20 protein-coding genes are annotated in these 24,013 nt (G+C 40.1%); all 20 read left to right on the forward strand.

All coding sequences use genetic code 11. The annotated features are described in order from the left end of the window. The first annotated feature begins 6 nt into the window (after positions 1–6). The 20 genes from EDD70_RS11580 (at position 7) to EDD70_RS11675 (ending at position 23,993) form a co-directional block, all read left to right on the forward strand. Complete coding sequence (locus tag EDD70_RS11580; RefSeq protein ID WP_092755494.1) at positions 7–297, forward strand: hypothetical protein; 291 nt, start codon at positions 7–9, stop codon at positions 295–297. Continuing rightward, complete coding sequence (locus EDD70_RS11585) at positions 269–859, forward strand: leucine-rich repeat domain-containing protein (protein ID WP_092755496.1); 591 nt, start codon at positions 269–271, stop codon at positions 857–859. Before EDD70_RS11580 ends, EDD70_RS11585 begins: the two co-directional genes overlap by 29 nt. Before the next feature lie 44 nt (positions 860–903). Then, the gene (gene cpaB / locus EDD70_RS11590) at positions 904–1,749 is read left to right on the forward strand and encodes a Flp pilus assembly protein CpaB (RefSeq protein ID WP_092755498.1); all 846 of its coding nucleotides are present in this window, start codon (positions 904–906) and stop codon (positions 1,747–1,749) included. Continuing rightward, positions 1,742–2,533 (forward strand): ParA family protein, encoded by a 792-nt coding sequence (locus tag EDD70_RS11595; protein WP_092755500.1) that lies wholly within the window; start codon positions 1,742–1,744, stop codon positions 2,531–2,533. Before cpaB ends, EDD70_RS11595 begins: the two co-directional genes overlap by 8 nt. Further along, entirely contained in the window at positions 2,496–3,902 is a 1,407-nt protein-coding gene (locus EDD70_RS11600; protein WP_092755503.1) for an ATPase, T2SS/T4P/T4SS family, read from the forward strand. The genes EDD70_RS11595 and EDD70_RS11600 overlap by 38 nt, the downstream gene beginning before the upstream one ends. Continuing rightward, complete coding sequence (locus tag EDD70_RS11605; RefSeq protein WP_092755505.1) at positions 3,899–4,843, forward strand: type II secretion system F family protein; 945 nt, start codon at positions 3,899–3,901, stop codon at positions 4,841–4,843. The genes EDD70_RS11600 and EDD70_RS11605 overlap by 4 nt, the downstream gene beginning before the upstream one ends. A 13-nt stretch (positions 4,844–4,856) precedes the next feature. Beyond that, positions 4,857–5,729 carry a hypothetical protein gene (locus tag EDD70_RS11610; RefSeq protein ID WP_092755507.1) on the forward strand — a complete coding sequence of 291 codons (873 nt, stop codon included), beginning with the start codon at positions 4,857–4,859 and terminating at the stop codon, positions 5,727–5,729. A 55-nt stretch (positions 5,730–5,784) separates the two neighbouring features. Beyond that, positions 5,785–6,042: a hypothetical protein gene (locus EDD70_RS11615; RefSeq protein ID WP_092755509.1), complete on the forward strand. Its 258-nt coding sequence runs from the start codon at positions 5,785–5,787 to the stop codon at positions 6,040–6,042. Between the two features lie 56 nt (positions 6,043–6,098). Then, positions 6,099–6,506, forward strand: coding sequence for a DUF4320 family protein (locus EDD70_RS11620; protein WP_092755511.1), 408 nt, complete (start codon positions 6,099–6,101; stop codon positions 6,504–6,506). Positions 6,507–6,518: 12 nt separating this feature from the next. Continuing rightward, positions 6,519–7,049, forward strand: a complete 531-nt coding sequence (locus EDD70_RS11625) for a hypothetical protein (protein ID WP_092755513.1) — start codon at positions 6,519–6,521, stop codon at positions 7,047–7,049. Between the two features lie 34 nt (positions 7,050–7,083). Continuing rightward, positions 7,084–8,031, forward strand: coding sequence for a helix-turn-helix domain-containing protein (locus tag EDD70_RS11630; RefSeq protein WP_092755515.1), 948 nt, complete (start codon positions 7,084–7,086; stop codon positions 8,029–8,031). Positions 8,032–8,504: 473 nt separating this feature from the next. Next, positions 8,505–11,159, forward strand: a complete 2,655-nt coding sequence (locus EDD70_RS11635) for a BspA family leucine-rich repeat surface protein (protein ID WP_170162799.1) — start codon at positions 8,505–8,507, stop codon at positions 11,157–11,159. Positions 11,160–11,186: 27 nt separating this feature from the next. Beyond that, positions 11,187–18,182, forward strand: coding sequence for an RHS repeat domain-containing protein (locus tag EDD70_RS11640; RefSeq protein WP_092755517.1), 6,996 nt, complete (start codon positions 11,187–11,189; stop codon positions 18,180–18,182). Then, positions 18,170–18,481: a hypothetical protein gene (locus tag EDD70_RS11645; RefSeq protein WP_092755519.1), complete on the forward strand. Its 312-nt coding sequence runs from the start codon at positions 18,170–18,172 to the stop codon at positions 18,479–18,481. The genes EDD70_RS11640 and EDD70_RS11645 overlap by 13 nt, the downstream gene beginning before the upstream one ends. A gap of 1,160 nt (positions 18,482–19,641) precedes the next feature. After that, entirely contained in the window at positions 19,642–20,880 is a 1,239-nt protein-coding gene (locus EDD70_RS11650; protein WP_162840910.1) for an IS110 family RNA-guided transposase, read from the forward strand. A 176-nt stretch (positions 20,881–21,056) separates the two neighbouring features. Beyond that, entirely contained in the window at positions 21,057–21,365 is a 309-nt protein-coding gene (locus EDD70_RS11655) for a hypothetical protein (RefSeq protein ID WP_092755763.1), read from the forward strand. A 16-nt stretch (positions 21,366–21,381) separates the two neighbouring features. Beyond that, positions 21,382–21,630, forward strand: a complete 249-nt coding sequence (locus EDD70_RS11660; RefSeq protein WP_242943157.1) for a DUF7660 family protein — start codon at positions 21,382–21,384, stop codon at positions 21,628–21,630. 306 nt (positions 21,631–21,936) lie between these two features. Then, positions 21,937–23,016, forward strand: coding sequence for an RHS repeat-associated core domain-containing protein (locus tag EDD70_RS15070; RefSeq protein WP_092755521.1), 1,080 nt, complete (start codon positions 21,937–21,939; stop codon positions 23,014–23,016). Next, complete coding sequence (locus tag EDD70_RS11670) at positions 23,016–23,396, forward strand: hypothetical protein (RefSeq protein WP_092755523.1); 381 nt, start codon at positions 23,016–23,018, stop codon at positions 23,394–23,396. The genes EDD70_RS15070 and EDD70_RS11670 overlap by 1 nt, the downstream gene beginning before the upstream one ends. Then, entirely contained in the window at positions 23,397–23,993 is a 597-nt protein-coding gene (locus EDD70_RS11675; RefSeq protein ID WP_092755525.1) for an RNA 2'-phosphotransferase, read from the forward strand. It abuts the gene before it with no gap. Positions 23,994–24,013 lie beyond the last annotated feature (20 nt).

The raw sequence follows: 24,013 nt of genomic DNA on the forward strand, positions 1-24,013 counted from the left end.
AAAAGAATGAATGAAAACAAGGATTTAAATACTTGCGCAAGATTAATCCTTGGTAAACCGGGAGTAGGTCGAAAAATTTACACAAAGGATTGGATTGAACAGACCGATGCTGAAAGAAAGGCACGGGGCTTACCGCCCGAAAAAATTGCGGTAATTGAGCCAGAAAAAGAATATCAAAAATTGATGCGATTGGAGCGTGAGAAATTGTATGGAAAAAATGATCATTGGCAATGTAATTCATCACTTAACCATTACCCAAGAGGATATAGTGGATTGGGATTGGCTGGCAGGACTTAATGGATTGACTGATATTAGGTTTGAAAACGTACCAATTAATACCGATACACTTGTAAAGTGTAAACGCTTAGTCGAATTAACTTTAATAAATTGTAGTGTTAACGACCTATCCTTTGTTGGTCATATCAAAGGATTAGATACTTTTATAGCCTTCGATATGCCACACTGTGATTTTTCAAAACTCAATAATGCTAGCCAACTTGATACACTTTGTCTTTTCAACAGTTCAATTTCTGATATTCAATTTTTGTCTGGATTGTCATTAGGTTTCTTACAACTAGAAGATAATGCAATCAAAAATATTAATGTTCTTGAGGAAATGACATCCTGTGATACGATACTCCTCGACAATAATATGATTGAAGATATCAGTGTGTTTTCTAGGATTAAATATCATTGTTCTGAATTATCTATAACAGATAATAGAATACAAGATATATCAGCGATTTTAGCAGAAGACACGATTTCATCACTATACATTCAGCGAAACCGCTTATCTAAACGCGATAAAAAGAAACTACTAAACGAATTTGAACAGCATCGTAGGTGGATTGAAGTTTAACGTTAGCGTAATCAAAAGTAATATGACATCATGGAGGTCAGAAAATGAAGTTTATTAAAAGCAAATTGTTTATTGGCATTGTCTGCTTTTTAGTAGCGATCCTTGTGGGTTTTGTTGGTGTACCAATGGTAAACAAAATGACCAATGAAACCGTATCGGTAGTCCGTTTCAAGGAGGACATCAAAAAAGGCACGGTAATTACCCAGCAGAGCATCGAGGTCGTAAAAATCCCCCCTGCAGGGTTGCCGGAGAACGCTATCTCGACCCCGACGGAGGTAATAGATAAGTTCGCGGTAACAGATCTGCAAAAGGAGGATTTCGCTACAACAGCAAAGGTATCCGCCTCTGCACCCGATTACCTGCACGAGCTGCCAAAAGGTAAAATGGCAGTATCCTTTTCAGTGAATTCTTTTGCATCAGGGTTATCCGGTAAGGTTCTGCAGGACGATATTATCAGCTTATTTACTGTGGTGGGAGATATTCAAAACTTAACCAAAACGGAGGAAGTCACGGCAGAAAATCATCCTGCGCTAACCTACCTCAAGGTGCTTTCTGCGACTTCTGCAACAGGCATCGATACAGACAACAAAACCAAGGACGAAGACGGTAATCTATTACTGCCGGCTACCATTACCGTGCTTGTTAATGCTGAGCAAGCGAAACTGATTGCCGGCTTAGAACAAAACGGCACGATACAGGTTGCGGTTGTATCAAGAGGAAACACCGAGTATGCAGAAAAGCTGCTGAGTGTACAGCAAAACTATTTTGACCAGTTATCCTCACAAGAAAAGCAGGAGCTGGAGTTGAAAGAGGTACCCCAACCTACCGACACTTTACCGACGGAAGCAGAAAAAGATTTAACACCGGAGGGAGGAAAAAAGAATGAGTAAAACCATTGCATTTTGGGGCAGCAGCGGAAGCGGAAAAACAATCAACTGTGTTGCGGTTGCTGAAAAATTGACAGATGAACAGAACAAAGTAGTGGTAATCAGTACAGACAGCCAGTCACCTGCATTGCCCGTTTACCTGCCGAGCAAAGAAATTTTGACGGCATACTCCCTGGGAAATCTTTTGATGTCCAATAACTTTGCATTTTCCAACGTTTCAGATAAATTGCATTTGCACCCCGATAACCCGAACCTTGCTTTTATGGGGCTTACACAGGGGGAGAACATCACCACATATAACAGCTTTGAGAGAGACAAGATTATAAAGCTGATGAAGACACTGAGCTTAGAGCTGGATTATATCCTTATAGACTGCAACACACAGCCTCTTTTGGATATGCTGAGCCTTACGGCGTTGGAGCTTGCAGACGAGGCTGTGCGCTGTATTACCCCGGACAATAAAGGCATACAGTTTTTATCTACGCAGCTGCCGTTGTTGACTGATTCAAAATTTAAAACAGACAGACACATCAAAGTGCTGTCCAATATCACTCCGAAATCTCCTGTTGATGCAGTATGCAAGCGAACAGGAGATTTCGATTTTTATCTGCCCTATTCAGTAGACATATATGAAAAGTTTATTGAGGGTTCGGAACTAAAGGGATTTCGTAAACAGTCGTTTCTAAATGACAACAACGGGTATCGCTATGAACAGGAAATCAGCAAGCTTGCAGAAAGGGTGAAACAGGTTGCCGATACCGATTCAGACACAGAAAGCACCGATTAATTTAACCGGTATTCTATATTCCTCTCAAGCAGAACCATATGAGCACATACTCACGAAAATACAAATTCACATGAAAGACAACTACGCACGAGAATTAAGCGAATTCAAGGGTGACAACGACACGGAAAAGTTTCTCCGAGAGTGCATCCAAAAATATCTTAAAGAGAACCGGGCTGGGTGTGACAACGGGGAGGACTTGGAGTCTCTTACTAACCGGTTGTTTCACGATATGGCAGAGCACTCCTTTATTTCGCGCCTTGGCATCTTAGATATGGACGGATTTGAAGAACTCAACGGAAACGCCTGGAACGATATCGAACTGATTACCAGTGAGGGATACAAAAAACTGGATGAGACGTTTTTAAATCCCCAGCAGGCGGTTGATGTTATTAAACGTATTCTGAGTCGCCGTGGTGTCACCATTGACAACGGGATGCCGTATGCATACGGAGATATGGGCAAAGGCATTCGTATCACGGTTGCAATGCCGCCTATCGTAGATGAAGAAGTGGGTATAGTGTTTTCTATTCGAAAGGTTGACGTAAATAATATCAGCGAAGAAAAGCTTATCCAGAAAGGCAGTGCTGCAAAAGAAGAACTGGAAATGTTAAAGGTACTGGTAGAACGAAAAATCAGTATGGCATTTGGTGGTGGTACGGGTTCCGGCAAAACCACAACCGCAGCCTGGCTTCTTTCTACCCTACCGACCAAATACCGCTTATTTACCATTGAGGAAAGCAGCCGAGAAATTGACCTTATCAAAAGAGATGAAAATGCTAAAATCATTTCTCGTGTTGTGCACACCTTGACCATGACGTCCTCCAATCCTCAGGATGCGATCGACCAGACACGGCTGCTTGAAATTGCTTTGCGATTTCACCCCGACATTATCTTTATGGCAGAGATGCGAAGTAAAGAAGCCTTTGCAGTACAAGAAGCAGCACGTACCGGACATGGAGTGTTGGCAACCCTGCATACCAAGTCAGCGCCGGCTACCTATATGAGGTTAATGACATTAGCGAAACAAGCACAGCCCACCTTCGCCGATGACACGCTGATGAAGATGATGATTGAGGCATTCCCCATTATCATCTATCAAAAGCAGTTGGATGACGGCTCTCGCCGTATTATGCGTGTTATCGAAGCAGAGAAATACAAGGACGGCGAAGTGATTTATCGCACGTTATGGCGGTTTGTGGTGGAAGACACAGTAACAAATTCGGATGGGTTTGTAAAAGTAATCGGGCACCATGAACGCTTGGATGGTATATCCAAAACTCTGTACGATGAGCTGATAGAAAACGGGTGCCCACGTCGAACTGCCGACAAGCTTTACGCGCCGACAGGAAAGGAGTCTGAGTGTGCTTGATAGTATCAATCCTTGTCTTTGTTTTACTTATAACAGGCTTTGTACTAATTTTTGATTTTTCAATTCTACAAAAACTGAAATTAATCAAAATACGAGACAGGCAGAAGCCAAAAAAAGTAAAACAAAAATTGACCTTGAAGAAAAAGCTTCAGGAACTCAAAGGTCATAAAAAAATAGATTTCTTAAACAGAAACATTTTAGACGCGCAACAGGTGCTCACCAAAACAGGCAGAGCAGGCAAGGTCAAATCGACGATGACACTCTGCTCAGTGTGTGCAGCAGCCGGTTTTGTAATCAGCCTTTTGCTTGGCAACTTATTGTTGAGCCCCATACTCACCGTTGGCTTTTACTTAGCACCCTTGTGGTTTGTAAAAATCACCGCGAAAAACTACAAAAAGCATCTGAGCAATGAGCTGTCAACCTGTCTGTCTGTGATAACGGCTTCTTACATCCGCAATGAAAACATCATTACGGCGGTGGAAGAAAATATGGTTAATCTACGACAGCCCGTCAAAGAGCCGTTTTCCGTTTTTTTGACACAGGTAAAATACATCAGTTCGGATGTAATAGGCGCGCTACGAACTCTGCAAGGTTCGATAGATAACCCTATTTTCCAAAGCTGGTGCACTTCTCTCATTCAGTGTCAAAGCGACCGCAATTTGAAATATACCCTGCAGCCCATCGTCAATAAATTTTCGCAGACAAAAGCAATTCAGGCAGAACTAGAAACCGAATTCATGAAGCCGCTTGCTAATTTTATTACGATGTCGTTGATGGTGATTGGTTGTATACCGGGGTTTTATGTTATCAACAAAGAGTGGTTCTTATGTTTGACAGACACTATTTGGGGGCAGTTGGCAATGACCATTACCGCCCTTGGCATTTTATTTGGCATCAATAAGGCGGTCAATTTATCCCAACCGATAGAACCAAAGAGATAGGAGGTGAAAAAACATGTTTTATTTATCTTGTCTTACAGCAGTATTAGCAGGCTTTTCAGTTTACTGTATCTTTTCACAATTTGTAACTTTTCCGAGCAGCAAAGCAGAAAAGATAATTTTAAATGCCGGCAAAAAGAAGACACTGAAATCTTCTATGGAAACTTCTTTTTTAATTCCTCTAGCAAACAAAATTGAACCGCATATCAAACTGGAGGAATACCGACGTGAGGCATTACAGCTAACTCTGAATACCGCAGGCTTGAGTTTATCTGCCGAGAAGTACACGGCAAATGCTATTGCATATGGATTTTTATACTTTTTCATGTTGCTACCAGTGGGTATACTACTATCTCCTGTTTTTTTTCTGGCGGCTCTCATTCTTGGCTTTATGTGCTACAAACAGCGCATGGACTCCGCACAAAAAGTGGTTACAGAAAAGCGAAGGCAGATTGAGTCGGAACTGCCGCACTTTGCATCGACCATTCATGAGCAACTCAACGTTACTCGTGATGTGATGAAGATTTTTGAGAGTTACCGCAAAATCTGTTCCAAAGAATTTGAGGAGGAAATTACCAAAACGCTTGCCGATATGAAAACTGGCAACCAAGAAAAGGCATTGCGGAACTTTGAAAACCGCATGGGAAGCTATAAGCTGTCTGAGGTTATACGAGGGCTTATCGGTGTGTTGGGAGGAAACAATCAAATCATTCACTTTGAGATACTAACCAATGACCTGATTAAGTCAGAGAATGAGGAGTTAAGGCGCGAGGCAATCAAGCGCCCCGACAAGCTGAAACTGAATGAATTTATCTTATTAGGATGCTTCTTATTAATGATTGGAATAGCAATTGGTCTGCAAGTCTATGGGAGCATTAAGAGTTTTTAAGTCATCCGCAGTCTGGAGACTGTATAAATAACATTATATTTTTGGAGGAATTATCATGACAGAATTGAAAAACAAAATCAACGTAAAATTATTTAAGGGAATGGCAGTTATTCAGCTTGCGACAATCGAATTGAAAAATAAGGTAAGAAACAAACTGGTATCCAATGAGGGAGCAATTTCGGATTATGCAGCAGGTGCTGCTATCGGTTTAGTAGGTGCCGCAATAATTCTAGGCATTATAAAAGTTCTGCTGAAGGATGAGGTTGAACCCGGACTTACTGCTAAAACGAAAGAAATCTTTTCAACTAAGTAATCATTAAAAAACGGGGCGGGGTAATTCTCGCCCCAATCATTTAAAGGAGTATCATTATGCTACATAAATTTCGTGACAACCAAGGCTCTGCGGCGCCTGAAATAGCAGTTGGTTTTTTGGTTTTTATGATGTTTTTGGTTCTTGCAGTAACGTTTCTTCCGCAATATGTGCGAAAGCAAGAACTAGATACGGCAGCAACAGAAATAGCCCGTTACATTGAAATAAAAGGTGTCGTAAATGATGATGTCTATTACTACGTAGAGGAAATCAAAGATGTAATTAATATGGATTTTAACTGTTCTATTGATGCGGACTATTACGGAAGTTCAAGGAAAATTCAGTTAGAAAAGAAGTTTAAAGTAACCTTGTCCTATGATTCCAAATTTGGAATAGGCGGTGTTATTTCGGTGCCATTGCCCATTAAAGGTCACGCTTATGGGGTTAGCGAAAAATACATAAAGTGAGGAGGTGATAATATGCTAAAGCTCAAAAGCAACTACGGCTTTGCAGGTGAAAAGGTCGTACTGATAGTTATGGTTGTTTCAATGTTGATGTCAGTCATTATGGAGTACCAACGGTGCCATGTCATCGGTCAGAACGTGGATGAGGCGCTGCAGGCTGCCACCAACACGGTTGGCGTACAGAATATGCACAATGCATCTAAAGGAATCCGTGAGGGCAACAGCGGCGCATACCGTTACGATTTTTTTACAGATGATTGGGATGAAAACATAACAGCCTCTCAAATTGCAGACGAAGTAAAACAATCCCTTGGGCTGAGCAGCAAAGGCGGTAAGTTGGAGCTTAGAACAAACACAGGATTGGAATACAGTGTATCCAAAATTGAAATTGATTATGAGAATGCACGTTTTGCAGGTAATAACAACAGAACTCTAACGTTTATTACATCCGCACAGCTTGAAATACCTATTACCATTATAGGGGATGCTTTACCGCCGATTAAGCTCGACAGAAAAGTGAAAACATCTTACATGAACAAGTACTGATTTAAACATAATAATTCATAAGGAGAATATAAAAATGATTTCTTTTGCTTTACAGAACTTTGTCCTATCCGCTGATGCAATCCCATCTACCGCCAAAGCTGTTTATATGCAGCTTATGGCGAGAGCCGATGAATACCGCAAATGCTTTCCGTCCATTGATACACTCGCTTATTATGTCGGACGCTCACCTCGCACCGTACAGCGTGCGCTGAAGGTCTTATGTGAGCAGGGACTCATTAAAAAAGAGTCCCGGTACAGACTGAACAACAGTCAAACCAGTAATCTGTACACACTAGTTGAACATAAAGAGATTGCAGATACCCAACAAAAAGAACCGCCAAAATCATATGTATCAAAAACAGCCTTCACGGAAAGCCAGGGAGCTTCCAATGAGGGCTGTTCTTTTTACGACTCTGATATCATTATTGAAGCCCAGGGCGAAGTACCTGTTTCCCCTATTGTAGAAGAAACTGTATCAGAAGAAAAAGTGCAAAAAGAAAATGACACATGTGTTGCACCACATATGCCATCTGAAAGTGCTTATCCAAGCACGCCTATCAACACCACTAAGGTATCACAAGATGGCGTGACTTGTCAAAAGCAACCCGTTAAAAAGTCTTACATAATGCGTAAAGCAACCATAGCAATGCTATTCGCACGTTATTTTATATTCACCGGCATACCATACAAGGAGGTTTACCGTATGATGACTTCACCCGACCTGCAGGCATCCATTTTTTCAAGCAAAACATTGTCCAACACAGCCAAACTCGTATTTATCTACCTCTGCGCCAAAGCGGATGAAACCCGGCAATGTGTTGTAAATCCCTCTAATCTTGCACAGAGCTTCGCGCGCTCTAAAAGAACCATCCAGCGGGCATTGGCGGAACTTTATGAACAGAACATGATTTCAACAGATGACCGATATAATCTTACCGGGAATAGGACGAGCTGTATCTATACCATCCGCAAAATCGACTAGCTTTTTATTCTTACGTGTCACCCGGGAGGATGTCACACATGTCACCCCCATAATAAGACCAGATAGATATTACTTATTCAAGAAGAGATATTAGATATTTGAGGTTAGATGTTAAAGACTACTAGACTCATATAGGCTTCAACTTTCTTAGTTTTCAACAATACATACTTGTTTGTTCTTTGGATGGTGAAAAGTTTTTCTTGAAATTATACGTGATTACAAATAAAGATTCAACAATTTAGTTATACCTATGTAATTAGATGTTCTCGATATAGATAATTGATGAACAGATGATTTTAGAGGCAAACTATTCAACAGACTTTAGATTGTATTCCAATATATATTGACAAATATTTACATAAAGTCTACAATAAATACAATCAAGTAACAATTTGGAAAAAATGAGGTGGTTTTTAATTAATAAATTAATTTCTTGTTTTTTTCAAACTAAATTATTGAGGAGTGTGAACGAATTGGGTAAAAAGTTAAAATTGGTATTATCTTTTTTAATTGTTGCATTAATAATGACGTTTACTTCAGTGATAACATTAGCTAGTACAGGCATAGATGTAAATGGACAACCAGTGGATCTTTCAAATTGGAAATACGAATACCTCCACGATTTTTATGGGAAGGGTTCTTATCTTACTTTAACTTCTTATACCGGTGGATTTACGGAAAAAGGTGAAATAATAGGCAGTGTTCCGGCTTGTATAGATGGTAAACCTGTATCTAATATGATTTACACTTTCAAAAATTGTAAACAACTAAGAATTGCCCCAGAAATACCATTTATAAATAGTGCAAAAGGTTTATTTTATGGGTGTTCACAATTAGTAACTATACCAGATAATTATACAAATAATATTATAAGTGATGTTTCAGAAATGTTTTATGGTTGTTCTAGTCTAAAACAATTACCTAATAATTTCAAATTGCATCCAAGAATAACAAATATGTATGCAATGTTTGCAGGCTGCTCAAGTTTAGAAACTATACCATTTAATCTTCCAGAAAACGTATCGTACATAGGTAGTTTGTTTTATAATTGCTCTAATTTGAAATACCTACCTGAAAATTTCTATATACAAAGTTATGTAATTAAAATTAATAGTATTTTTTCGGGATGTTCTAGTCTAGAGAGGCTTCCTGAAAAGTTTATAATACCTGATTCTGTAGAATATATGCAAAATGCATTTTTTGGTTGTTCAAGCTTGGCTTCTTTGCCTAATGATTTTACTATTCCACAAAGTGCTAAAAATATTACCAGTGCATTTTCTGGTTGTTCAAAATTAACTGGATTACCTAATAATTTTGAAATACCCAATTCAGTAACTGATATATCTTGGCTCTTTTATAAATGTGGTTTGAAATATCTTCCTGATAATTTTACTATACCTGACAGTGTAAAAAAAATGGAGAGAGCCTTTTCAATGTGTACAAATTTGACTGAATTACCAAATAATTTTAGTATACCTGAAGGAATTGAAAACATATCAAGTGCTTTCTCATTTTGTACAAAACTTTCTACATTACCAGATAATTTTAAAATACCAAATTCAGTAACTGATATGTCTTGGCTGTTTTACAAGTGTTATAAACTTTCAACACTTCCAAATGACTTTACAATACCTAATAGCGTAAAAAATATGAGCTATTCATTTGGAAATTGCAAAAATTTAACTATCTTGCCTACAAATTTTAGAATATCAAGTAATGTTGTTGATATGTCCTATGCATTCACTGGTTGTGAAAGCCTTAAAACACTTCCAAACGACTTTAAATTACCCGACAACGTAGAAGATATAAGTGGTGTATTTTCTTCTTGCAACAATTTAACTACCTTACCTACAAATTTTAGAATATCAAGTAATGTAATTAATATGTCCGATGCATTCTCTGGTTGTATTAGCCTTAAAACACTTCCAGATGACTTTATAATACCTAATAGCGTAAAAAATATGAGATACGCATTTAAACATTGTGTAAATTTAACTACCTTACCTACAAATTTTAGAATATCAAGTAATGTTATTGATATGTCCTACGTATTCTCTGGTTGTGAAAGCCTTAAAACACTTCCAAACGACTTTAAATTACCCGAAAACGTAGAAAATATAAGTGGTGTATTTTCTTCTTGCAACAATTTAACTACTTTACCTACAAATTTTAGAATATCAAGTAATGTTATTAATATGTCCGATGCATTCTCTGGTTGTATTAGCCTTAAAACACTTCCAGATGACTTTATAATACCTAATAGCGTAAAAAAAATGAGCTACGCATTTAAACATTGTGTAAATTTAACTACCTTACCTACAAATTTTAGAATATCAAGTAATGTTATTGATATGTCCTACGTATTCTCTGATTGTGAAAGCCTTAAAACACTTCCAGATGACTTTATAATACCTAATAGCGTAAAAAATATGAGCTACACATTTGCACATTGCAAAAATTTAACTACCTTGCCTACAAATTTTAGGATGCCAAATCATGTTGAAAATATGTCCTACGCATTCCAAGGTTGTAAAAGCCTTAAAACTCTTCCAAATGACTTTACAATACCAAACTCAGTAATTAATATGTCTAATGCCTTTTATGGTTGTGACCAATTGGAATTACCATCTTCATTTAAAATACCTACAATACTTTTTCAAAGTGGAAAACAAATTTTTGGACCAAAAAAAATTGATACAGGTGTACAAGCACAATTTGTAACATATCATAATAATAATATGAAAGCATATGCTATGGCACATCCAGATGAAACAAATTGGATTGAGGGCGAAATACAAACTGAATATGATGCTGGACAATTCTACAACTTTACCGTTTCGGCAAACAATGTTACAAACTTTAAAGATATTGTATATGTATTAAACTATGACAATAAATATTTTGACATTGTAAATCTGTTTAATGGTGTGAACCCGACAAAGACCACGATTGGTGAAGTGCCGGGAACGGAAATTACAATTCTTGAAATTACTCCTACTAAAATTAAATTTAAATGCAATAAAGAAGTACCTGCTGGCAAGTCTTGGTCTGGAGTAGTCAATATTATAACGCTCAAAGCAAAACAAAACACTTTGTCGAATGTAAGTGTTTCTACCGAAACGAAATAGTGAATGACAGAATAAGGAGAACATAAGATGAATAAGATTTTTCAAAAAGCACTCAGTCTTATCCTCTGTATTTGCATGTTGCTGAATATGCCTTATGTAACCTATGCAATGGAACAAATTAATGTACAGGGTATAGTTAATGAGAAAGCAACCGTTATAGATAGCGGATTTCCAAAAACTCCTGAATCAGATAAAGATGGAAATATAGAAGAACAGAAACAAAATCAAGAGTCTGAAATAAACTCTAAAGAAAAACCAACTGTACAAGATGAGCCTTCTCAAACTGGATTTAAATACAGTGACGAAGAAGTTGCACACATTATGGAACAGCATAGCTTGACAAAGAATGAAGTCATGAGCTATGAAGCAATGTGCATCTGGCCAGAGCAAATTGAAATGATGTTAAAGCTAAAATCGAAGTACCAATTTACTCAAGAACAGGCATATACTCTAATACACTATTATCCTGGAGATTCTTTTACAGAAAAAGCGGTTGAAAAATTAAATCAACTTGTAAAGGTAAATTATAAAAATATTACATCACGAGAAATTCAAGATTATTTTTGGGCGGGGTACGATGTTGATCATATCCGCGAAGCAATAATAATTTCTGAGGTGATGGATCAACCATTTGCATCTGTAATAGTAAAAAACCCTGTTTATTCTTTATCAAATCGTCAGGCAATAGATTATATAAAAAAACAAAGCAAGCAGACAGAAGAAAAAGCTGATAAACAAGAAGATAATAATTCCATCACAGCTCCTGATTTAAAGGCAGAAAACCCACCCAAGGATACTTTAAATAACTCTGAAATAACGAATGAAAACACGCAAGGTGTACAGAAAGGTGTAGAAACACCTAAACAAGATGAAAAAGAATCTCCTATAAATCCTGATCTAAATGTAGGAAACTCTAACAAAGATACCTTGAACAGCACTGAGTCGGAAAACAGAGTACCGGGAACACAGAAAGATGAAAAATTACAGGATCAAGGTGAAAAAGGCACTGTCATAAAATCTAATTTAGATTCAGAAAACGCTAAAGAAGAAATTTTAAAGAGCACTGAAACAGAAAGTAATAACAAGCAAGTACAGTCAGAGGATTTTAAGTCCAACAATGGGGCAGATGAAAAACTTTTTAAACTTGCGAATAAGAATTCTCTAAATTTGCAAGAAAAATTGAATAAGCAGCAGAATGACCTACCAGTGATACCATCAAAAATCAATACTGTCAGTGTAAATGCTGATTCGCTTATAGATTTTTTAAAAAGTTCCACAGTAGAAACATTTGAAGCAAAAAAAGACGACACACTGGAATCAACAACTGAAGAAGAAGACATATCTGATATAGAACAACCTAAAAGAATGCCTTTTGCAGAACAATTAATTTTGGGACAAAAAAGGCTATCAAATCGTATACAGGCTAGAGAAATTCAAGGTTATGAAGCAACAGTACTTACCATTACTCCTGAAAACTTTGGAGATTATTATCTGGTGAATTTCAATTTTATTTTTGATAAACTAAATTGTACCGAAGATTTAATGGATACCAACTGCCAATGGAATGAACTGCTCAATAAAGCTATTACATGGGAAGTAGCCACTTATGGAGAGTTTGAAAATCAAACTGTTGAACAAAGCAAGAGCGAAGAAGTAGAAGGTAAAACAGAAGAACCCCAATATAATACTTCTAGGTCAAAGCGTTCGGCATCAAGGTTACCTACACCGTCTAATACCGGCGAAGATAATGTACAACATCCTGAAGTATCTGCGCCATATTCGGTTAGCGGAGGGAAAAACGAAACAATTAGTATGGCAACAGGTGCATTTCAATTCGATTATCCTATAGCCAATTTACAGTCGTCAAATTCAAACAACAGTTTTAATTTAAATCTGATTTATGATCTTGACGAAGCAGGAGAGAGTAAACGTTATATTAGAACGAGAGATAGAGAAGTTTACACACTAATATTGCAAGATGAAATTTATGAAGGCAATCGGCTTGTAAAGAAGAAACCTAAACACTATGTATATTTTTTAACTGAAAAAGCGCGAGATGCGGCTGCTAAAACAGTAGATGCATGGTACAAAAAGAATTGGAGCAGCGAAAACGCAACAACAAAAAATCTTAATGACAGCGGTTCAGAAACAATTAAAGTATATGTTAATTTAAAGAACGAAGGGCAAAACCCAATAGAAGAAGCGACCCATTTGGGCGATGGATGGATGTGGAATATACCTATTTTTGATATAGGTGTTGGTAATTCGTCGGTCACAATTTTTACTCTTCATCTTCCCGGAAAAGGCAAATTTATTTATAACCCCGAGAAGAGCAAAACAAAATTTGTCGGGTATCCACGAAGCGATATTTCGATTCGGCAATCCGGAAATCAATATATTGTTGAGACCAAAGACGGTATGCATTATTATTTCTCTACTACAAGTGGATTGATAAGTCAGCAAATAGACCGTTATGGAAATCAGATAACCTATACATACAATTCACAAAACCAACTAACAGCTATTCGAGATATGTATAACCGTACAATCAGATTTGATTATTCATCTGGGCAGGTAAAAGTAACATCTCCAGATGGGAACGCGACTATTCTGCATCTTACTAATGGTATGCTGAGCAAAATAACAGATGGTGAAGGGCGTGAAAGCAAGTTTACATATGAGAAAAGTGCTGTTAGCTATAGTTTCTTAAAAGAAGTAAAGGCAATATCAGCTACTAATATAAATCCTAAATATGGAGAAGCGGTTGTAGTTCCCGATGTCGGAAGCGATTCTATTACCAAGCTGAAAAGTGTAGAGCATCCTACCGGGGTGACTACAAATTATATTTATACTAAAATTGAAGAAGATCTTGGACAAGGCTCCGTTGATCATTATAAACTCAGCGAAAGATCTGATTCTATTAACGGGCAAGTATTTAACCAAAAAAAATATACACATGTTAAATACACTTCCTCAGATAAAACTTACACCTATACTTCTAGCTACCGCGACATACTTGATAACAATGAAATTCGCAAATACAGCTACAAGTTCAATGAAAAACATCTGCCTATCGAAGAAGAGTTTAACGCACCTGCCGCGGCAGGCAGCAAAGCCCTAAACAAAAAAACAACCCGTGTTTTTGACAGCTATGAGTTGCCGGAAAGAGAAACCGAGGTTATCTCGAATGGCTCTGCTACCAAAACACTCATTCGTTTGTATGACTACGATTCTAAGGGTAACTTACTGTCTGAAACAAATGAAAAGGCAGAGGGCAATGCAAACGGCGAGTACACAACCACCTATACTTACGATTCAAACTACAGCCTGCCGTTAACCAAAACGTACAAGCAGGATGTGGGTGCCACAATCAAAATTGAAAACATCCTGGCACCCGGCGGAAAGGATATCGGCTGGATAAACACGTACGAGAACGGCGCCCTCAAAAACAAGGTGCAGTATCTGTACGATGGATTCGGAAACGTCACAGAAAAGCAGGAGTTCCCTGATGTGAACGGTACTCCGATTTCTACCTATTACAGCTACAGCGGTGGATACAACGGTGCAAACCGCACCAAAGAATGGGTGACCGATGTAAAAGATGCAGACGGCCAATCACTCGGTACTGTTGAAAAATTGTATACCTACGACGCCATGGGCAGGCTGCTGACTGAAAAAGACGGCAACGACAATACATCATCGACCGCATACGATAAAGTAGGCAGACCCATAAAAATAACCGATGCCAAAGGTGCGGTGCAGTCTTATTCCTACAACGATTCTGCCAACACCACAACATTTACCGATAAAAATCATACTTCCTATCTCTACAGCTATGACTCATTAGGAAGATTGGTTTCTACCAAGAACATGACGGCAAACGGATTGCTGATAGCGGCCAAAACCTACGATGCAATTGGCAGACTGCTCAGCGAAAGCAAAAACCAAGATACACAGGGCATTCGCAATATTCGTTATCAGTACGATAATCTAGACAGAAAAACCGGGATGTCTTACTACGAGAGCAGTTCCTCCGGCACTCCAGTTTACAATGAAGCTTATCGTTACGAAGATGTACTGGGCAATGGTGGCAGCAAGCTGACCAAAACAGCCGGAGACCGCACAACAACCCAGTATTGGAACAAATACGGTGAACTGGTTCAAGAAGGCGGTGTGCTTGGCGGTTCTGACCAGATGACAAGTACCTACCACGACTACAACTACGTGGGGCAAAAAACGGCGGACAAACATTATATCAACGGCCAGTTAACGGTGGTATCCGCCTATGACCTTGACCATCAGGGGCAGGCAATCAAAACCACCGACGCTTTAGGCGGCTCTGTCACTGCTCGTTTCGATGGAATGGGACGAGTTGTCGAGCAGACCGACAAAGCGGGGAAAACAACCGTTAGCATCTATGATAAACTGGGCAGGCTGATTAAGCAGGAACTTCCGTTTGCGGGAAGCAAAAAATCGCTAAAGGTACATTACTACGATAAAAACGGCAATGTGGTAAAAACCAAGCAGACCAATCAGGCCGACAACAGCGATGCAGTCACATTTGCTCAAACGGAATACATCTACGATGCAACCAACAAGCTGACCGATACTATTTTAACCACCGATGCATCCAGCAAGATGTACACGCATTATACGTTTGATGCGGCGGGGAACACTACGGCAATGTATACCGGGCTGACACAACCATACTCAGCATCGTTGCCTGCGTCTGCATACACCGTTACAAAGTATGAGTATGACAGTGAAAACCGTTTGGTTAAAACTATTTATGCAGATGGCACTACGGAAACGGTTGAATACGACAAAAACGGCAATAAAACCGCAACCACCGACCGCAACGGCAATCGCATTGTGTTTACCTATAACACCCTAGGCAAGCTTACCAACGAAAATGCAGGAGCAAAGCAAAAGAATTATACCTATACCAACTCCGGCGAGCTTTTGACGGAAGAAGAAAGCAGTATAAGAATTCAATATGCATACGACGATTTGGGCAGGCAGATTCAAATTACCGAGCCGAACGGTGTGGTGAAGAATTACACCTACGATAACCTCGGAAATCGTATCACCTTTACGTTATCCGTTGATGGCAAGCAAAAAACAAATACATCGTATGGTTATGACAAGCTCAACCGCTTGACCACGGTAAAAGAGAACGGTGCAGCTGCTGCGTCTTACACTTATGATGCAAACGGCAACCGCAAAACCTTAACCAATGCCAACGGAACAGCAGTCGATTATACCTACAACGATGCGAATTTGGTAACCGGATTGACAAACAAAAAAGGGACAGCTATACTCAGTTCATACAGCTATACCTACAATTTGGATGGCAACCAGAGAACCAAAACAGACCATACCGGTAAAACAACGGCATATACCTACGATTTGGCGGGACGTCTGACCAAGGAAGCGGAAAGCGGCGGCAATACCATGGCATATACCTTCGACAGCCGCAACAACCGCTCCACCCTTACCGTTACAGGCAAAGAGAACTACAGTGTGGCATATACTTATAATCCCGCTAACAACCGATTACTGCAAGAGACAAAAACGGTTGGCGATAAGCAGGAAATCAGCACCTATTCTTACGATAAGAACGGCAACCAGCTTTTGAAAATGCAGTCGATGCTTGCAGCGGCAACCGGTGCACAGCCGGAGGTATCGCTGCATATCAGTGCTCCGGAACCGAGCGACCTTGGCGCGACCATTTCCACTTACGATGTTTGGAACCGTTTGACACAGGTGGAAAATAAGAGCGGTATCAGTAGCTATGCTTATTACCCCAACAACCTGCGTTACACCAAGGACGTAAACGGCACGGCGTTATGTCAGGTATGGGACGGCTCGAACTTAGCACTGGAGTACACACCGCAAACCAAGGTGGACGTGCGCAGATATGTAAGGGGCATTAACCTCATTTCGATGGACGCAGGTGCGAACAAGAGCTACTACCTGTTCAATGCGCATGGCGATGTGGTTCAGTTGACCGATGCAGCAGGTGGGGTTACCCAAACCTACGATTATGACGCATTCGGCAACCAAAAGACCGATACCCCGACCGACACCAACCCCTTCCGCTACTGCGGTGAGTATTTCGACATCGAAACAGGCACCATTTACCTCAGAGCAAGGTATTATGACCCTGCTATTGGACGTATGATTTCACAGGATACCTTTGCAGGCAATCCCTCTGACCCACTGAGTTTGAACCTGTATACCTACTGCAATAACAATCCGGTTAGTTATCATGATCCAAGTGGACATGTTCCAACGGCTGTAGTTGGTGCACTGATAGGTGGCGCAATTGGATATGGCGTTAACCTGTTTACTCAACTTAGCTCTAATGGTTGGAACTGGAGTTCACTAGACCAAAGAAGCTTGTGGGCAAGTGCCGGTGCTGGTGCGGTTTCCGGAGCTATGGCAGGAATGACCGGAGGACTATCTCTGCTTGGTTCAGTTGGCTCAGGTGCGTTAATTGGCGGAGCTAATTATGGTACTTACAATTTGCTAAATGGAACAGACCCAACCCTTGAAGGATATGCTTTATCTATGGGTACCGGTGCCGCAATGTCTGGCATTACCTATGGAATTAGTAATGCAGGTATTAAGGGTGGGATTAATGGCATTAAATACTCGCCAGTAAATCCAGGACCTTTAAAACAAAGTATTGCTGAAACATTTACTGGGGCATCTTACACACAAAAAGCACTTGAAGCAAATACAGTATTTTACAGAGTGTCGACAAATGAAGCGGGTAAAGTTGGTTCGTATATGACAAGAACTCCTCAAATGGGGGGAATGCAGTCTCAATTAGATTTAGCATTGAATCCTGAATGGGGAAATACTGCTCAAGTTGTCACAAAAGTAACAGTTCCTAAAGGCACAGTGATCTATGAAGGTACAGCTGCGCCACAAGTAATTAATGGTGGAGCAGGTATGTTACCAGGTGGAGGTAATCAAATATACATTCCGGAGGTGAATCCAAAATGGTTCAAGTAAAAAAATGTGATTGCAATGAAAGAATTGAAATAGATGTTTCAACCGAGAAGACCTTTCAAGAACTTAAGAATTTTTTCAGTCAACAAGTTGAAAATGGTATTTTCAAAGATATTCCCGTAACAGAACCATTTTATGTTGGAGAGGGAAAACTTGAGAGCATTAGTTGGTATGCGAATAAATGGTATAAATGCAATTATTGTGGATGCCTATGGGAGTTTGACTACCCTGACTTTCCAGCAAAAGGATTTGTTAGAAAATTTGAAGATGGTATTTACAAGTCTGAGAGCCAAGGTGAATAATTAATTTGAAACTGTTTGAAAGAAATTAGAATTACGAAGTATGTTATGAACGACCACCCAAACAGCACCTATAAAACGGTTAAAAATGCGGGTTCAATATCATTTACAGCAACCTGTACAGCACAAAAACCGTTTTACAGCACCTAGACTGAATTGCTACAACGTCGGCACTGCCGGCGAGAGTCACTGGAAGGTGGTCGCTTGCGACCACCTTCCTTTATCCTGCACCGAAATAATATTCAGAGCAGGCAGTGGTTTTGATCTTAAAAAGCGAAACGGAACGCTCGCTAAATTCGCCCCAAACAGGCGTTTCTCACCTCCAGTGGTATCTTTACTCCACTTGGGATGAGAAAACGCCATACAGGGCGAACGTGTGCATCACGTGGGCAAGCAAGCACCTAAGCTAGTAACGGCAATACTTTAGTCGTCATAGGTTTGAATGGCTGCTCACAAAATAATCGATCACAAAGCCCCAAATTCGGCTTCGATTACCCTCAGTGGCATCCTTGCTCGCCTGAGGACTAGAAAATGCGACACAGGGCGAACGCAGGGCACACAAAGGCAAGATTAACTCTTAGCCCAGTGATGCCAGTGGTTTAAGTTTAAAAACAGCGTTACTTCTCAGCTAAAAGTTCTGTCCTCAATCAGCTAGACTGAATGTCATCTCCGACCCCCTCGGTTCATGGTGAACCCCTACTTGACAGCTATTTTGGCTTCTGGTAAACTGGGACGCAACAGGGGGGGTTAAGGGGGGCGACGGGTTCTCAAAAATTCCTAGCTGGTCAAAAATTCCTAGCTGGACTGACCAGAATAGAATCTAAAAACACAATCAACAGCAGAGAAGAAAAAGGTTTTAAATACTTTTCTTTCTCTGCTGTTATTATTTTTTGAATCATTGTGTTTTCAACATTTTCCTCAAAGTTTGACTTGTAATCGAGCTGAACCAGAGTTAATATCACACACACGACTTCGAGATAATTAGTCTATTTCCAGAAGTTACCTGTTTCTGACAGGGTGTACTCTTGCTAAGGAGACTGGTTCTCCCAGACCCAATAATACTTACCCACCCTTGTCCCCTTGGTCGTCAGAGGATGTAATTCCAGGAGAGAGACTTATCAGTTGAGGTTGTAGTTCGGTTGCCAAACAGGAGGAAAATGTAAATGAACAAGCGTAAGGAAGATCTGATTTATGTGGGCATAGACCTGCATAAAGACTCTCACACCGCAGTCATTTTAGACTGTTGGAACACAAAACTCGGCGAAATTACCTTTGCCAATACACCAGCTGAATTTCCAAAGCTGATAAGAAAAGTGAGTAAATTCTGTACCGAAAACAAAGAACCTGTCTATGGTTTAGAAAATGCCTACGGCTACGGTCGAGGGCTAGCAGTGTGGCTTATTGCCAAAGGCTTGATGGTCAAGGATGTGAATACTTCCCTTGCTCATAGACAAGCCAAGTGCCGAGCTATGTACAAAAAAAGTGATAGTGACGATGCAGAAGCCATTGCTCTTGCCACAATCAATATGCTAGATTCACTGCCAGATGCCTGTCCAAACGATGCCTACTGGTCACTTTCACAAATGGTTAATCGCAGAGACAACATCATGACTCAGCGGATCAGGCTTAAAAACCAACTCCATGAACAGCTGTGTATCGCTTATCCAAGCTACAAGCAGTTCTTTGAGGACATCCGCCGAAAAACAGCCCTGTTCTTTTGGGAACACTACCCGTCTGAGAAATATCTCAGAGGCAAAACGCCTGAAAGCCTTGCAGATGAAATGAAAGACGTTGGTCACAACAGTTTTTCTGTGAGACGCTGCAAAGTTATTCTAGATGCTGTAAAGCGTGACCACACCAAGGCAAAGGAATACCAAAACTATCGAGATGTGATCACGAAGGGGCTTGTCAAAGACCTTCAGCATTACGATGAGCAGTTAAAGGCTGTAGACAAGGAATTGGAGCAACTCTACCACGACCTTGGCTGTACTTTAGCCACCATGCCCGGTCTGAACATTACCACGGCAGTTAAAATCATGTCCGAAATCGGCGATGTGAATCGCTTTCCAAACCCTGCAAAGCTGGCACAGTTCGCAGGCATAGCCCCCATTAATCTCTCATCAGCTGGTAAGGGCAAAGACAAAGCATCAAAACAAGGCAATCGCAGACTCCAAGCGACCCTTTACTTTCTTGCGATCCAAATGATTCAAGTATCCACCAAAGGCAAGCCAAGAAACCCCATATTCAGAGACTATTACGACCGCAAACTGGCAGAAGGTAAAAATGCCAAGCTGGTCTTAGTTAGCATAGCCAGAAGACTGGTGAACATCATCTATGGCATGCTTAAGAATAAAACCGAGTATCGACTTCCATGCCTTGAAACAGGTGAAGTTTCGGAATAATGGTACTCGAAAATAACAGAACATGGTAAAATGTAGGCAGTAGTGATTTTTTAAAGAACAGAGTGCTGAAAAGCACTGATTTTTTTAGAGAACAGCCACCGTCCACTTTAACATAAGGAGTTGGAGTGTATGTCAAGGGTGGGAGCCAAACACTTAATCCGAAGGATATTCACTTCATGCAAAGCTCAATTAAAAACCAGACAGGTAGCCATACCGTTCTGGAAAACATCGATGCACTCAAAAACGGTACTTTGAAACCAGAAGATCTTCCGACAATTAAAGTTTGGCAAGATGAGGCAGGTAAAATATGGACGTTAGATCATAGAAGACTTGCTAGCTTTAAAGGTGCTGAATTGGATAACGTTCCAGTTCAATGGGCTACACCGCAGGAAGTTGCAGATCAAATGTGGAAGATGACAACCCAAAATGGTGGAACTTCAATTAAACTGAAACTAGGTAATGGGCAAAGCACTATCATTAAATAATTGGTGGAGAATAAATATGAACGAAATTTTGAAGAATGTAAAATCAAAAGAAGATTTGTTAGAATTCATTAATGTCTTAATTAAAGATTTGAATGAAAAACCAGAAGAATGGGAAGACAAACCTGTGATGTTGTATCTCGAATCAATGCAATCATGGATTGAGGATATGGAAGGATATTACACCAACACAAAACAAGATATGCCTCAAGACATTAACTGGAATTTTATTGCAACTCTTCTCTATGTCGGCAAAATATATGAATAGTGAATACTGTCACCTAATAAGCCACCTATAAAATGGCTTGAAATGGCGGTTATAAAGAACAGTCGACCATCTATTTGACACACAAGGGGTCGTTTCGACCACGTAACAAGAATCTCTGAATCGTCGGCTATTGCCGGTCGAAGGTCACTGGAAGGTGGTCGCTTGCGACCACCTTCCTTTATCCCGCACCAGAATAATATTTCGAGTAGGCAGTGGTTTTGACCTAAAAAGTCGAAGTGGAACGATCGCCAAATTCGCTCCAAACAGGCGCTACTGATCGCCAGTGGTATCTTTACTCCACTTGGGATGAGAAAACGCCACACAGGGCGAACGGTACACAAAAGCTACTACCTATTCAATGCGCATGGCGAAGTGGTTCAGCTGACCGATGCGGCAGGTGCGGTTACCCAAACCTACGATTATGACGCATTTGGCAACCAAAAAACCGATACCCCAGCCGACGCCAACCCCTTCCGCTACTGCGGTGAGTATTTTGATGCTGAAACAGGCACCATTTACCTCAGAGCAAGGTATTATGACCCTGCTATTGGACGTATGATTTCACAGGATACCTTTGCAGGCAATCCCTCTGACCCACTGAGTTTGAACCTGTATACCTACTGCAATAACAATCCGGTTAGTTATCATGATCCAAGTGGACATGTTCCAACGGCTGTAGTTGGGGCACTGATAGGTGGTGCAATTGGATATGGCGTTAACCTGTTTACTCAACTAAGCTCTAATGGTTGGAACTGGAGTTCACTAGACCAAAGAAGCTTGTGGGCAAGTGCCGGTGCTGGTGCGGTTTCCGGAGCTATGGCAGGAATGACGGGAGGACTGTCTCTGCTTGGTTCGGTTGGCTCAGGTGCGTTAATTGGCGGAGCTAATTATGGTACTTACAATTTGCTAAATGGAACAGACCCAACCCTTGAAGGATATGCTTTATCTATGGGTACCGGTGCCGCAATGTCTGGCATTACCTATGGAATTAGTAATATTAAGGGTGGGAGTAACGTATTAGAAAATGCTAACTTTGCTCAAAAAACCTTTAGTAACACTTTTAGTCCAGAAGGAATTAAGAAGTATTCTGAACTAGCAGGTCAACCAATAAAGACTATTGACGATTTAGTAGCAGCTTTAAAATCGGGGACAGTTAGCCCATCTGATCTTCCTGTAGAGTACATTGCTAGAGATGGAAATACATTGATATTAAATACTAGGACTTCACAGGCATTGACACAGGCGGGAATACCTAGAAGCCAGTGGAGTACAATCAATCAAACGGGAAACGAGTTCTTTGAGGACTTGTTAACAGGTCAATTATCTAGAAATGGTCTCACATCTGCGGGTACACCAACGGTTAGACCAAGTGGAGGTACAAAATAATGCAAATTAACAAATTATGGTCACTACCAATACTTTCTTCAGAGATTGAGGAAGGCGTTAGTATCAGCAGCGATGGCATGGATATAATTCTAAGTTTCAAATGTGCACTTGAAAGCGGCAGGCAAAAGAAATACGAAATCAGATTTGAGTCCGTATTATGTCATACGCATACATCAGAACGATTCACCCCAAAAATGTTTGATTCTTATGACACCTTAGTAAGTTTGGAGGAATCTGAATGGCTTAATAATCTCAAAATCCTTAATTCTAGAGATTTTGAATTTTGGAAGCCCAAGCATTTTGTTATATATTTCGACGGTTCTGGGCAGTATCAATTTATAGCACGTGAATTCGTCGTTAGTGAAAAAGAGGTAGAATAAGTGAACTATCAAGAATTAAGTAAAGAAGTATCATATGCATTAAGACATGCACCTTGGGAATATGAGCTTGAACTAGACGATGATGGCTGGGTAGGTGTTGACCAATTACTGACAGCATTAAAGCTAAACCCCAAATGGAGCGATGTCAAAATGGCTGATTTAGCACTTATGATATCTGAATCAGAGAAGAAAAGACATGAGATTGTAGACGGTAGAATTAGAGCTTTTTATGGACATTCTGTACCAAATAGGATTCTAAAGACCCAAGCAACCCCACCTGCAATTTTGTATCATGGAACTGCGAGAAAGGTTAAAGATTCTATTTTGCAAGAAGGCTTAAAGCCAAATCAAAGACAGTATGTGCATCTATCTCAAGATGTTGAAACCGCCATGCAAGTTGGGAAACGTAGAGATTCTGATCCCTTTATTTTTGAAATTGATGCCAAACTCGCTCATGAAAATGGAGTTAAGTTTTATCTCGGCAATGAAAAAGTGTGGCTTGCGGACGTTATTCCTCCACGGTATCTAAATGCTATTGAAAAGGGGGAATCTTCGTTACATCCACCTAATGAACACTTAAAAAACGGCTTGAAATAGCGGTTGTTCACTACTGCCGA

Origin of the sequence: Hydrogenoanaerobacterium saccharovorans, from assembly GCF_003814745.1 — a bacterium.
Classification (GTDB): domain Bacteria; phylum Bacillota; class Clostridia; order Oscillospirales; family Ruminococcaceae; genus Hydrogenoanaerobacterium; species Hydrogenoanaerobacterium saccharovorans.